8 protein-coding genes are annotated in these 13,738 nt (G+C 71.3%); all 8 read left to right on the top strand.

The window, feature by feature from the left end:
- A partial coding sequence (locus E6R60_RS35965; protein WP_136330942.1) for an SDR family NAD(P)-dependent oxidoreductase occupies positions 1–3,956 on the top strand: 3,956 nt, incomplete at its 5' end.
- Positions 3,957–4,072: 116 nt separating this feature from the next.
- A complete protein-coding gene (locus E6R60_RS35970) occupies positions 4,073–5,590 on the top strand; it encodes an MFS transporter (RefSeq protein ID WP_136330943.1) in 1,518 nt (505 codons plus the stop codon).
- A 180-nt stretch (positions 5,591–5,770) separates the two neighbouring features.
- The gene (locus E6R60_RS35975) at positions 5,771–5,953 is read left to right on the top strand and encodes a DUF5302 domain-containing protein (RefSeq protein ID WP_136330944.1); all 183 of its coding nucleotides are present in this window, start codon (positions 5,771–5,773) and stop codon (positions 5,951–5,953) included.
- A 300-nt stretch (positions 5,954–6,253) separates the two neighbouring features.
- Complete coding sequence (locus tag E6R60_RS35980; protein WP_136330945.1) at positions 6,254–8,011, top strand: acyl-CoA dehydrogenase; 1,758 nt, start codon at positions 6,254–6,256, stop codon at positions 8,009–8,011.
- Positions 8,012–8,069: 58 nt separating this feature from the next.
- Positions 8,070–8,987: a 4'-phosphopantetheinyl transferase superfamily protein gene (locus E6R60_RS35985; protein WP_346766104.1), complete on the top strand. Its 918-nt coding sequence runs from the start codon at positions 8,070–8,072 to the stop codon at positions 8,985–8,987.
- Between the two features lie 136 nt (positions 8,988–9,123).
- Positions 9,124–11,226, top strand: coding sequence for a condensation domain-containing protein (locus E6R60_RS35990; RefSeq protein WP_136330946.1), 2,103 nt, complete (start codon positions 9,124–9,126; stop codon positions 11,224–11,226).
- Positions 11,227–11,304: 78 nt separating this feature from the next.
- Positions 11,305–12,528, top strand: a complete 1,224-nt coding sequence (gene metK, locus E6R60_RS35995; RefSeq protein ID WP_136330947.1) for a methionine adenosyltransferase — start codon at positions 11,305–11,307, stop codon at positions 12,526–12,528.
- 132 nt (positions 12,529–12,660) lie between these two features.
- A partial coding sequence (locus E6R60_RS36000; protein ID WP_206309610.1) for a homocysteine S-methyltransferase family protein occupies positions 12,661–13,738 on the top strand: 1,078 nt, incomplete at its 3' end.

The raw sequence follows: 13,738 nt of genomic DNA on the forward strand, positions 1-13,738 counted from the left end.
TGCTTCAGGCTCTGGGTGCCCTGCATGTGGGCGGGCAGGGCATTGCCTGGGACCGGGTCCTGGACGGGGGAACACCCGTCGGTCTTCCCACGTACGCCTTCCAGCGCCGGCACTACTGGATCGAACCCGCCAGGAACAGCGGTCGCGACGCCCGGCAGTCGGGGCTGGTGCCGGCCGACCACCCGTGGCTCACTGCCGTCATGGAGCTCGCCGACGGTGAGGGGCATCTGCTCACCGGCCGTCTCTCCCTCGCCGAGCAGCCGTGGCTGCGCGACCACGCGGTGTTCGGTTCCGTCATCGTTCCGGGCACCGGGCTGCTCGAGCTCGCGCTCGCCGCAGCCCGGTCCGTCGGCTCGGTACGCGTCGGCGAACTCACCCTCGCCCAGCCGCTCGTCCTCAACGACAGCACCCCGCTCCGGATCCAGGTCAAGGTCGGCGCGTCCGACGAGGACGGCCACCGCCCGATCGGGATCCACAGCCGACCCGAGGCGCCCTTGGAGCAGGGCTCCTGGACCCTGCACGCCGCCGGCCAACTGGCCGATGACGAGCAGGACGCACACCCCGAAGGGCTCGCCGACCTGCGGGCCTGGCCGGTGGCCGGGGCCGAGGCCGTGCCGCTGGAAGGTTTCTACGAGGGTCTGGGCGACCAGGGCCTGGAGTACGGGCCCGCCTTCCGCGGCCTCGGTGAACTCGCACGGCGCGGGAACGTCGCGTACGGGCGGGTGCTGCTTCCCGAACAACTGCACACGGGAGCTGATGAGTTCGGCGTCCACCCGGCGCTCCTGGACGCAGCCCTGCACGTGCTTGCCGCAGTGGACACCGGCGAGCGGCCCGAGAACACCGTGCTGCTGCCGTTCATGTGGACGGATGTGGCGCTGCATGCGACAGGCGGCACTGAGCTCCGGGTCCGGATCGAGCTGGAGGAATCCGGCCCGGCCGGCTCCGGCAGTCGGACGGTGACGGTGATCGCCGCCGACGCCATGGGCGATCCGGTCCTGTATGCGGCCGGCCTGGAGATCCAGCAGGCGAGCGCGGCACAGCTGCGTGCCGGCGGGCCCTCGGGCGGGGAGCACCTCTACCGTGTCGACTTCCAGCCGGTGAACCCGCCCTCCGGGGAGTCCGCCGATCCCCTCGGCCGTTTGGCAGGCACCGTCGTCCTCGGCGGCAGCGGAGCGGTGGCGCAGGCCCTCAACGTTCCCGGGGTCGCGGACCTGGACGCGCTGCTCGCCCTCGGGGACCGGCCGCAGCGGATCGTCGTCGACGCCACAGCGGACAACGGCACCGGGGACACCGCCGAGCGGGCCCGTGCCGTCACCCTGGATGCGCTCGGGCTGCTCCAGCGGCTGCTGTCCGACGTCACGCTCGAGGGCGTCGAACTCGTCTGGGTGACCCGGGACGCCATCGCCGCCCGCCCCGAGGACGCTGTGGGCGCGCTGGCCGGCTCGCCGCTGTGGGGCTTCGTCCGGGCCGTACGCGGTGAGCACCCGGACCGCACCCTGCGCCTGGTCGACCTCGGCGTCGCCGAACCGGAGCCCGGCGCACTCGCCGGCGCACTGGCCGTGACGGACGAACCGGAGCTGGCCTTGCGCGCCACGACCGTGTTCGCGCCGCGCCTCGTGCGCGCGTCGAAGGAGGGCGGAGCACTCAACCCGCCGGCCGGGGGAGGGCCCTGGCGCCTGGACATCCGGGAGAAGGGCAGCATTGACAGCCTGGAGCTCGTTCCCGTGGACCGGGCGGCCCCGCTGGGCGACGACGAGGTGCGGATCGCGGTACGTGCCGCCGGGATGAACTTCCGGGACGTCCTCAACGCCCTCGGCATGGTGGCGACGCCCGAGCTGGGCCTCGAGTTCGCCGGTGTCGTCCTGGAGACCGGCGCGGCCGTGACGCACCTCGCGCCCGGCGACCGGGCGATGGGCCTGGCGCTCGGCGCGTTCGGCACAGAGGTGCGCGGCGACGGGCACCTGATGACGAAGCTGCCCGACACGCTGACCTTTGAGCAGGGCGCGACGATTCCGCTGGCCTTCCTCACCGCCTACTACGCGCTCACCGAACTGGGTGATCTCCGGGCCGGTGAGAAGATCCTGGTGCATGCGGCGGCCGGCGGCGTCGGCATGGCGGCGGTACAGCTGGCACACCACCTCGGAGCCGAGGTGTACGGCACGGCCGGCCCCGGCAAGTGGCCGACCCTGCGCGGTCTCGGCCTCACCGACGACAGGATCGCCTCGTCGCGGGAGACGGAGTTCGAGGAGCGATGGCTGGCCGGCACCGGCGGTGCGGGTCTCGACGTCGTACTCAACTCGCTGGCAGGGGAGTTCACGGACGCCTCGCTGCGGCTGCTGCCGCGCGGCGGGCGGTTCCTGGAGATGGGCAAGACCGACATCCGCGATCCGGAGACGGTCGCCGGGGCTCACCCGGGCGTCGTGTACAGCGCGTTCGATCTGATGTCGCTGGAGCCCCAGCATCTGCACCGGATGCTGACGGAGCTCTCCGCGCTGCTCGGCGACGGCACCCTCGAGCCGCTGCCGTACCTCTCCTACGACGTGCGGGAGGCCCCGGCCGCCTTCCGCTACATGGCACAGGGGAGGCACACCGGCAAGATCGTGCTGACCGTCCCCCGTGTCCTGGACCCGCACGGCACGGTACTGATCAGCGGTGGCACCGGTGAGCTGGGCCGGCAGATCGCCCGTCATCTGGTGGACGAGCAGAGCGTGCGTCACCTGGTGCTGACATCGCGGCGGGGTGCTGCGGCGCCGGGCGCGGCGGAGCTGGTCGAGGAACTGAGAACGGCGGGCGCCGAGTCGGTACGCCTCGTCGCCTGCGACATGTCCAACCGGGACGAGGTTGCCGGGGCTCTGGCCGAGGTGGAGCGCGAGCACCCGCTGACCGGGGTGGTGCACCTCGCCGCCGTGATCGACGACGGGATCGTGGGCAACCAGACCTCTGAACGGTTCGAGCGGGTCCTGGCCCCGAAGCTGACAGGCGCCTGGAATCTGCACGAGCTGACGAAGGACCTGGATCTGGCGTCCTTCGTCCTGTTCTCGTCCGTCGCGGGCACCCTCGGCTCACCCGGGCAGGGCAACTACGCTTCGGCCAACGCCTTCCTTGACTCTCTCGCCGCCCACCGCCACAAGCGGGGACTGGCCGCGGCCAGTCTGGCCTGGGGCCTGTGGGAGCAGGGCGGCAATGGCATGACCGCACAGCTCGGCGACGCCGAACTGGCCCGGATGCGCCGTCAGGGAGCCCGTGCGATGACCGTCCGGGAGGGGCTGCGGCTCTTCGACGCGGCACTGGCACGCCCCGAGCCCCATCTGGTGCCGTTGAAGCTGGACACCGACCGGCTCCAGCAGGCAGGGGAGGAGCAACTGCCCGCCCTGCTGCGGGCGCTGGTGCGTCCCCGGCCCAAGCGGGCGGCGGGCCGGTCCGTGGAGCAGGCGTCCGCGTTCCGGGACCGGCTGGCCGCGCTGCCCGGCGAGGAGCGGATCGCCTCGCTGCGCAAGTTCGTCCAGCAGGAGGTGACCGCGGTGCTGGGCCTGTCGGGCACCGGGGACGTGCCGTTGGACAAGGGGATGCGGGAGTTCGGCTGGGACTCCCTGATGGCCGTCGAGCTCAAGAACCGCATCGCCAAGTACACGCAGGTCGCCGTCCCGAGCACCCTGGCGTTCGACTACCCCACGCCACGGGCCATTGCCGACTTCCTGCACGGGCGGCTCTCCTTCGACGATCCCTCCCAGGACGAGACCCCGCCTGAGGACCCCGCTCAGGCCGCCCAGTGGGCACTGGCCAGGGTCAGCTCCGTCCAGTTGCGGCAGAGCGGGCTGCTGGACCGGCTGCTGGAACTCGCCCGACCCGAACAGGCCCCGGCCCGGAGCGGCACCGCCGGGGTGCTGCAGACCGCAGAGGAACTGACGGCTGAAGACATGGACAAGGCGCTCGACGCCGTCCTGGGCGTCATCTGACCGGTCGCGCGGCCCCGGCCCCCGCCTCGGCTCTGACCTCGATCCCGCACCCCCCACCCGAACCGTTTCCATTCGGAGTTGACGCAGTGACACAGACAGTGGCAACCACAGAGACCGTGACCACGACAGAGACCCCACCGGCCCAGGCTCCCTCGAACCGTAAATGGGTCGCCCTCGCCGTGGTGCTGCTCGCGGCGTTCATCGACAACGTCGACGCGACGATCGTCACCGTCGCACTGCCCACCATCCAGAAGGACCTGGGCGCCGGCTTCTCCACCGCGCAGTGGACCCTGGCGGGCTATGCGCTCGCCTTCGCCGTCTTCCTGATCACTGGTGGGAGGCTGGGCGACATCTTCGGCCGCAAACGCCTGTTCATCATCGGTGTGGTCGGTTTCACGCTGGCGTCGGTGGTCTGTGGTGCCGCCGCCACCCCGGGTGTGCTGGTGGGCGGGCGGCTGGCCCAGGGCATCATGGCGGCGCTGATGGTGCCCCAGGTGATGGCCGTCATCATGACGACGTTCGACCAGAAGGAGTGGGTCGTCGCGTTCTCGATGATGGGCGCCGTGCTGGGACTCGGCGGTGTCAGCGGACCTCTGCTCGGCGGGGTGCTGACCGACCTGGACGTCATGGGCCTGGGCTGGCGCTCGGTCTTCCTCATCAACGTCCCGATCGGTGTGACCGCCGTGGCGCTGGCCGCCTGGTGCCTGCCGGAGAGCAGGTCCGAACAGGCACCGCGGCTCGACGTACCCGGTGTCGCCCTGGTCACCGTCGCCGCGCTGGGCCTGATGTTCCCGCTCGTGCAGGGCCGTGAACAGGGCTGGCCCGTCTGGATGTTCGTGGTGATGGGCGCCGCGCTCCTGCTGCTGATCCCGTTCGCCCTTTACCAGCGCCGGCGTCACGAGAGGGACGGTTCGGCGCTGATTCCCCCGACGCTCTTCAAGCACCGCTCGTTCACCGCCGGGGTGTTCGTCGTGATGCTCGTCTTCTCCGGTATCACGTCGTTCTTCCTGGTGCTGACCTACCAGATGCAGCTCGGCCTCGGCTGGTCGGCCATCCGCACGGCCCTGGTCACCGTCGCCTTCCCGATCGGCATCATGGCGACCTTCCAGATCGCCTGGCGCAAGGGCACCGCCAACGGCCGGGCGTTCGTGGCACTCGGCACCTCGGTCATGGCCGTCGGAACGCTCCTCATGATCCTGCTGACCCGTACACAGGGCCAGGACCTGACCTGGTACCAGGTCGCCGGCGCGGAACTGGTCGTGGGGCTCGGAATGGGGCTGTGCTCGCCCATTCTCACCCATGTGGTCCTCGGCGACGTCCCGCCGCAGGACGCCGGTGCCGGATCGGGTGTCGTCAACGCGCTCATCCAGTTCGGCACGGCCGTCGGCATCGCCGTCGTGGGTGTGATCTTCTTCAGCCTTTCCGGCTCCGGAGCGGGGAGCCGCGCCGAGCGCTTCAGCGACGCCACCGCCGTGACGCTCTGGTACAACGTCGGCGTCTTCGCGCTGGTCGCGTTGCTCAGCCCGCTTCTGCCGGGCCGCAGGCCCCAGGAAGCGCAGAAGGGCGACGCAGCGGCCGATGCCCCCGCGGACGCCAAAGCCGCCGAGCGTGTCGTACCCACGGACGCTGAGTGATCGTCTTCGACGCCCCCGCGCCGAATTCGCACCCGGAATCAGAGGCAACCGGGGAGCCGGGACTCTCTGCCGGATCCGGCAGAGGGCGCGTTCAATTTTCTCTGACCGAAATTGAATCTGGCCTGCTCTCCATTCCTGTGTCAGGCTGACAGAGCTATTCATTGCGTCCAGGAGGTTCGTATGACTGATACGCCGCGCATTGATGTCGAAGAGGGCGATGACCGACAGAAATTCCGCGAGGCGCTTGAGCGCAAGAGCAACGTGGACAGGGCCAAGCAGGCTCACGAGGAGGGGCGCCTGAAGGTCAAGAACATGAGCGGAGCAGCCGGAAAGAAGCGGTACTTCCGCCGTAAGACCGGGTGAATCCGGGCAGAGTAAGGCTGCCGCCCGCCCCTGGAGGGCGGGCGGCAGCCTTACTCTTTTTTCGCTCACTCGAATTCCGATCGCATACTCCTCGAATTTCGCTCGAATCGCGCTAGTAATAGGATGTGGACCGAGAAATGGCTGAATCTCGGTTCCGGGTGACTCGGTGAACGATCGAGAAATGGCAGGGGATGCGTCGAGTACGGCTCCGGTGTCGCACGAGGCGTGCCCGTCACAGTCGTGCGTACCGGCGCGATATCTGGCGCGCCCCCTGCGACGACGGAGCTGACTCCCGCTGCCATGACGATCATCGCCGATCTCACCGGAACCACGGCCACCGGTCACAGCTCTTGGGAGTCCGACGCACGCACCCGGGCATCCCGGCTCGAAGCGCTGCTCGGCGACCCCTACGACCCCGCGAACCCCCACGGGCTGCGCGCCCTGTTCGCCGCCGACGCCCGAAGCGCCCCGCCCGCCGCCACCGAGGACCTCCTCGCCGGCACGGACCTGGGCGCCGAGTTCGTACCCGTCGAGTACGGCGGCCGGCTCAGCCGGGCCGACCTGCTCGCCCGCGTCCTGCGACCGGTGTTCCGCCGTGACGTCGCCCTCGGCTTCGGCTACGGCATCACCTCGCTGTTCGCGACCGGCGCCATCTGGGCGGCGGGCACCCCCACCCAGCGACGCCGCACCGCCGACCTGCTGCTCGGCGGGGGCCGGGCCACGATCCTCCACCATGAACTGGCCCACTCCAACGCGATCCTGCGGGACGAGTTCACCGCCGGCGCCACCCCCGGCGGCTATCGGCTGAACGGGCGCAAGGACGTGATCATCAACGCCGAGCGCGCCGACGTCCAGGTCGTCTACGCCCGCACCGACCCGGCCCGAGGACCGCTCAGCCACTCGGTGCTGCTGCTGGACCGGGCCCGGCGGGACAGCCCGTCCGTGCGGCACCTGCCGCGAGTCACCACCTCCGGCATGCGCGGAGCGCTCTTCTCCGGACTTGAGTTCACCGGCCACCCCGTGCCCGGCGACGCTCGCGTCGGCGGTCCGGGCGAGGGCGTGGCCCTGGCCCTGCGTACCTTCCAGGTCAACCGCAGCCTCATCTGCGGTGTCGTCACCGCGGCCGCGGACACCGTCCTGCATTCCGCGGTACGGGCCGCGACCACCGGCCGCAGGGGCCCCGTCGCGCGCCGCTGGCACAAGCCGCTGGCCGGGGTCTTCGCCGATCTGCTGGCCTGCGACAGCATGGCCACCGTCGTCCTGCGCGCCCTGAGCCTGCTGCCCGACCGGGCCCATGTCGCCGCCGCCGCCGTCAAGTACGTGGTGCCCGACCTGCTGCGCGAGAACCTGGAGGAACTCGCCACCGTCCTGGGGGCGCGCGGCTACGAGCACGACAGCCCGCAGTACGGCGCGCTCGGCAAGCTCGTACGGGACCTGCCGGTCGCCGGCCTCGGCCACGCCGGAACCGCCTCCTGCCAGTCCGTGATCGTCCCCCAGCTGCGCGGCCTGGCCGAACACTCCTGGTTCCAGGAGGCGGAACCACCACCCGAGCTGTTCCGCCAGGGATCCGAACTCCCGCTGCTGGACTACCGGTTGCTGGGCCTGGCGGGCGGCGGCGACTTCATGGCCGCCTCCCTCGTCGGCTCCGCCGCCCGCCTCGCCTCCTACCGGGGCCTGGGCGGGCAGATCGCCGCGCTCGCCGAACTGGCCGAGGGCTTCGTCACCGAACTGCGCGCCCTGTGCGAGGAGTGCCGCCGACTGCCCGCCTACGGCACCGCGACGCTCACCGACCCCGCCGTCTGCGTACTGAGCGACCGCTACAGCCTGATCGTGGCGGCTGCCGCGGTACTCGGCATGTGGGAGGGCCAGGACGGCCGGGACCCCTTCCTCGCCAATCCGGCCTGGGCGGTGCTCGCGCTGTCCCGCCTCGGTGAGCGGCTCGCCATGCCGGTGCCCGAACTGCCCGACGGCTGTCTGGCCCAGGTCATGGAGGAACTGGTCCGCCGCTTCCGGACGGGCCGCAGCTGCGACCTGGACGGCATCGCCCTCGCCCAGTGAACCAGCGGCACCCACGCCCGGGGACGGGGCGGGCGAGGACCCAGGGAAGGAAAGACCGTTGACGCAGACAGAACCGATGACCTCGGCGCCGGGGGCCGCAGCACGGATCACCGAGCCGATCCATGTCAGCGGCCCCGACGGGCCGTGGGACCTGGTGCGCGAAGGCATGGACCTGCGCGGCAACGCCGTGGTGCACACCACCTGGGGGGAGTGGCTCACCGGAGCCGTCGCCGACCCCTCGCTGCGCCCGCTGCTCGGCCGGGACTGGCAGCGCTACCGCCGTACCACCGACCCCACCATCCGCTACCGCTTCGTCGCCTCCCGGCTGGCCACCAAGTTCACGGCCGCGGCCGCGCTGGGAACCCGGCCCGCCGATCTCGACCTCGCGTACAAGATCGGCGGACGGCCCTATCTGAGAGGGCTCGACCAGATCGATGTGAGCCTCACCCACACCGACGACCTGATCGCCGTCGGCATCAGCCGCTGCGGCAGGATCGGGGTCGACGCCGAACCGGCCGACCGGCACATGTCGTTCGAGCTCCTCCAGGACCATGTCTGCACACCCGCCGAACGCGCCGGTCTCGTGGCCATGTCCGAGGCCGAACAGCGGGCCGAGCTGCTGCGGCTGTGGACCCTGAAGGAGGCCTACACCAAGGCACTCGGCCAGGGACTGCGCCTCGGCTTCACCCAATTCGGCTTCGGCGCGGGCGGCCTGCTCGCCCCCGACGGGACACCGGCCGCCCGCGACGAATGGGCGTTCACCACCCGCCGGGTGCTGGGCCGCTACCTGCTGAGCGTGGCCTGCCACGACTCAGGACTGGACACCTCACGCGACACGGCGGCCCGCACCATGCTCGACGGGGGGTTCATGGCAACCGTCGCCGGACTCCTCGACCACGGAACGACCCCGCCGCCCCGTTCGCGGATCCGTCCAGATCCGGTGGAGAAATCCGGCCTTGCTCCGCTGCGCGGCTAACGTGCCGGATGACGGCTCCGAGCGCCGTGTCAGGCCCGTTACGGGCGGGCCTCGCATACCCGTTCCGTGCTCGCAGAGAGGGGAGGGAGGGGGTGCGCGCCCCGCACACACCATGACCGCAGATCATCTCCCACGTATGTCTCCGGACCGACCGATCACCGTCGTCGTCGACCCCGGAGAACCCCCCTACGACACTCCGCCGTTCCTGGAGCTCCGGGGCCCCCTGGACACCCGGCGCCTCGAGTCCGCGCTGGACCGGATCGCCACCGGCCGGCCGGACGGCCCCGCCTGGCAGCACCGGCTCCGGCCCCACGGGCCAGGCCTGCACACCTTGACCCTCACCATGAGCGCCCCCGGCCAGTTCCCGGCCGGCCTGTTGGCCGACCTGCTCACGGACCCGCCGCCGGCCGGCCGGTCCGTATGCGCCGTCGCGCCGAGCCCGCTCCAGCACGAGCTGCTCGCCGACGCCGACGCCCACCCGGGCACCGGCCGCCAGGTCGAACAGCTCAGCTGGGTCTGGCACGGGCCGCTGGACCCCGAACGCTTCACCGCCGCCTGGCAGTCACTCTTCGACCGGGAGAGCGTGCTGCGTTCCGCCTTCGCCGACGGCCCCGAGCCGCGGATCATGGTGCACGACCGGGTCAGGGCCGACGTGCTACGGCTGCCGCACAGCGCCGGGGACTGGGCAGCGGTGGTCGAGTACGACAGGTGTCGCGGCCTCGACCCGCGCCGCCCCGGACCGCTGCGCGTGACCGTGCTGGGCGGCGACCCCGTCGTGTCGGCCACGGCCCTGCCCACCCGGGTGCTGCTCACCTACCACCATGCCCTGCTCGACGGCTGGAGCGTGCGCCTGCTGCTGCGGGAGTTCTACCGCGCCTACCTGGCCGACGGCTGTCTGCCGGGCGGTGAACGCCGCCCCGACATGGGCGACTACGCGCAGTGGCTCGCAGATCAGGACACCGGGCCCGCCCGCACGTTCTGGACGGATGCCACACGGCCGCCCGGCGTCACGCCTGCGCCCCTGCCCGTGCCCGCCGCCTCCGCTGCCGTTCCCGACGGGACCCGGGCCCGGACCGGGCGCACCCGGCTGCGGCTGACCGCCGCGCAGACCGCACGGCTCGGCGCCTGGGCGGCCGGCTGGGGCAGCACCGAGAGCGGTGCCCTCCAAGCCGTCTGGGCCCTGCTGCTCTACCGGGCCGCCGGAACCGCCGACGCGGAGCCGGTCCGCTTCAGCGTGACGGTGTCCGGCCGCGGGATCCTGTTCGACGGAGTGGAGCGCCTGCCGGGTGCCCTGCGCAACCCGCTGCCGATCTCCGTCGTCGTCGACCCGCGAGGAAGCGTGCCGGAGCTGCTCGGCCTGCTGCGTGACCGGGCCCTGGACATGGCCGCGTACGAATGGGTTTCGGCGGGCCAGATCCGTACCTGGACCGAGGACCGGGCCGGGCTGCCCGACGCGCTGGGCAGCCTGGTCGCCTTCGAGGGCGGGCCGGACGCCCCGGACGATGTCCTCCGGGAACTCGCAGCCCAGGGAGTCCGGGTGGACCCACCGGAGACGCTCGGCGCCCGGACAGCCTTTCCGCTCACGCTCGTCGCCCACCACGACGGCGACGGCGGGCTCGTCGTGACCGCCTCCTACGACCACACCGAGCCCGCCGGACTCGGCGGTGTCCTGGCGCACGCCGCATTCCTGCTGGACGAACTCCCTCGTGTGGCGGGCGAGTCCACCACCATCGCCGAGGTACTGGCGCGGCTGGCTGACGCGGACACCGACGCGCAGACGGAGACGGACGCGAGCACGAGCACCGGTACGGAGGCCGGCACGCCCCCGGCCACTTCGGTGGACCACCCGGCCGACGCCGACGCCGGCCCGCCCGCGCTTGTCACCCTGCGCCCGGCTCGGAACCGCGGAGCGGGCACCGTCTGCCTCGTACCGTCGCACGGCACCCCCCGCTTCTGCTACGAACTGCTCGCGCGCTCGTACCAGGGCCCCGAAGCCCTCGTACTGCTCAGCGCCGCGCTCGACGACCGAGCCGGGTACGACGCGCTCAGACCGCTCATCGAGGCGGGTGGACACCTCGTGCTCGGCGGATTCTCCGGCTGCGGAGTCGCCGCGTACCGGATCACCCGGCACATCGCGGCGAGCGGCGGCCGGCCGCCGCTCATCGTGCTCACCGGCGCCGCGACGTCTGCCGGCGATCTCGCCCGGCTGCTCGAATCCGCCGCCGAACGCGCCGGATGACGCACACGCCGGCCGACCACCCGGTCGGCCGCCGCGCCGACGCTCGACGTTCAACGGACCTCACACCTCTGGAGAGCCATGTCCCGCCGCCTGTTCACCTCGGAATCCGTGACCGAGGGTCACCCCGACAAGATCGCCGACCAGATCAGCGACGCTATCCTCGATGCCCTGCTGAGCCAGGACCCGTCCTCCCGGGTCGCCGTCGAGACGCTGATAGCCACCGGCCAGGTGCACATCGCCGGTGAGGTGACGACCAAGGCCTACGCCGACATCCCCGGCCTCGTCCGCGAGACGATCCTGGGCATCGGCTACGACACGTCGGCCAAGGGATTCGACGGCGCCACCTGCGGAGTATCGGTGTCCATCGGCGCGCAGTCGCCGGACATCGCGCAGGGCGTCGACACCGCGTACGAGCAGCGCGTCGAAGGCGCGGCGGCGGGCGGGGAAGGCGATGAACTCGACAGGCAGGGCGCCGGCGACCAGGGCCTGATGTTCGGCTACGCCACGAACGAGACCCCGAACCTGATGCCGCTGCCGATCGAGCTGGCCCACCGGCTCTCACGCCGGCTGACCGGGGTCCGCAAGGACGGCACCGTCCCCTACCTCCGTCCCGACGGAAAGACGCAGGTCACCATCGAGTACAGCGGCAGCCGCCCGGTCCGTCTCGACACCGTCGTCGTCTCCTCGCAGCACGCCTCCGACATCGACCTCGACAACCTGCTGGGCCCGGACATCCGCCACCACGTCGTCGAGCACGTACTGACCGAACTCGCCAAGGACGACATCAAGCTGGAGTCCGACGGCTACCGGCTGCTGGTCAACCCGACCGGACGCTTCGAGATCGGCGGCCCGATGGGCGACGCCGGTCTGACCGGCCGCAAGATCATCATCGACACCTACGGCGGCATGGCCCGCCACGGTGGCGGCGCCTTCTCGGGCAAGGACCCGTCGAAGGTGGACCGCTCGGCCGCTTACGCGATGCGCTGGGTCGCGAAGAACGTCGTCGCCGCGGGCCTCGCGGACCGGTGCGAGGTCCAGGTCGCGTACGCCATCGGCAAGGCCGAGCCGGTCGGCCTGTTCGTCGAGACCTTCGGCACCGGCGCCATCGCCCAGAACCGCATCGAGCAGGCGATCAGGGACGTCTTCGACCTGCGCCCGGCCGCCATCGTCCGTGACCTCGACCTGCTCCGCCCGATCTACGCCCAGACCGCCGCCTACGGCCACTTCGGACGCGAACTGCCCGACTTCACCTGGGAGCGGACCGACCGCGCCCAGCAGCTGAAGGCCGCAGCCGGTCTCTGACCGGCCGGCTGCTCCGTCCATCGGTCCATCATGCTCCGTACTTCGAGGAGAGCCCGACGTGCGCATCGTTGCCACCGGTTCCATCGCCGCGGACGCGGCCGGACCCTTCGCACCCGCCCCGGACCACCGGTCATGAAGGGCACCCGCTCCGCAGCGCTCCGTGAGGCGCTCGCCACCCGGGTCGTGGTGGCCGACGGTGCCATGGGCACCATGCTCCAGGCGCAGGACCCCACGCTGGAGGACTTCGAGAACCTCGAGGGCTGCAACGAGATCCTGAACCTCACGCGGCCCGACATCGTGCGCTCGGTGCACGAGGAGTACTTCGCGGTCGGCGTGGACTGCGTGGAGACGAACACGTTCGGGGCGAACACCGCGGCGCTGGGTGAGTACGACATTCCCGAGCGGGTGTATGAGCTCTCGGAGTCGGGTGCGCGTATCGCCCGCGAGGTCGCGGACGAGTTCACCGCCGCCACGGGGCAGCAGCGCTGGGTGCTGGGCTCCATGGGGCCGGGCACGAAACTGCCGACGCTCGGCCATGCCCCGTATGTGAAGCTCCGTGACGGGTTCCAGCAGAACGCGGAGGGACTGATCGCGGGCGGTGCGGACGCGCTGATCGTGGAGACGACACAGGACCTCCTGCAGACGAAGGCCGGCATTCTGGGTGCGCGGCGCGCGCTGGAGACTCTGGGCAGCGATCTGCCGTTGCTGGTGTCGTTGGCCTTCGAGACGACCGGCACGATGCTGCTCGGTTCGGAGATCGGCGCCGCCCTGACAGCCCTGGAGCCGTTGGGCATCGACCTGATCGGCCTGAACTGCTCGACCGGTCCGGCCGAGATGAGCGAGCACCTGTGCTATCTCACCCGTCATTCCCGTATTCCGTTGCTCTGTATGCCGAATGCGGGGCTGCCGGTGCTGACGAAGGACGGTGCGCACTTCCCGCTCGGCCCCGAGGGGCTGGCGGACGCGCAGGAGACGTTCGTCCGTGAGTACGGGCTGTCATTGGTGGGTGGTTGCTGCGGTACGACTCCGGAGCACCTGCGCCAGGTCGTGGACCGGCTCCGCGGCTCTGCCCTGACGGCCCGGGACCCGCGCCCCGAGCCCGGGGCCGCCTCGCTCTACCAGACCGTGCCGTTCCGCCAGGACACCTCGTACCTGGCGATCGGTGAGCGGACGAACGCCAACGGGTCGAAGAAGTTCCGTGAGGCGATGC

It is taken from the genome of Streptomyces sp. A0642 (assembly GCF_004795105.1).
Taxonomy (GTDB): Bacteria; Actinomycetota; Actinomycetes; order Streptomycetales; family Streptomycetaceae; genus Streptomyces.

Coding starts and splice junctions, on each gene's coding strand:
- E6R60_RS35975 (WP_136330944.1), top strand. CDS start 5,771: ATGACTGATACGCCGCGCATTGATGTCGAAGAGGGCGATGACCGACAG.
- E6R60_RS35980 (WP_136330945.1), top strand. CDS start 6,254: ATGACGATCATCGCCGATCTCACCGGAACCACGGCCACCGGTCACAGC.
- E6R60_RS35990 (WP_136330946.1), top strand. CDS start 9,124: ATGTCTCCGGACCGACCGATCACCGTCGTCGTCGACCCCGGAGAACCC.
- metK (WP_136330947.1), top strand. CDS start 11,305: ATGTCCCGCCGCCTGTTCACCTCGGAATCCGTGACCGAGGGTCACCCC.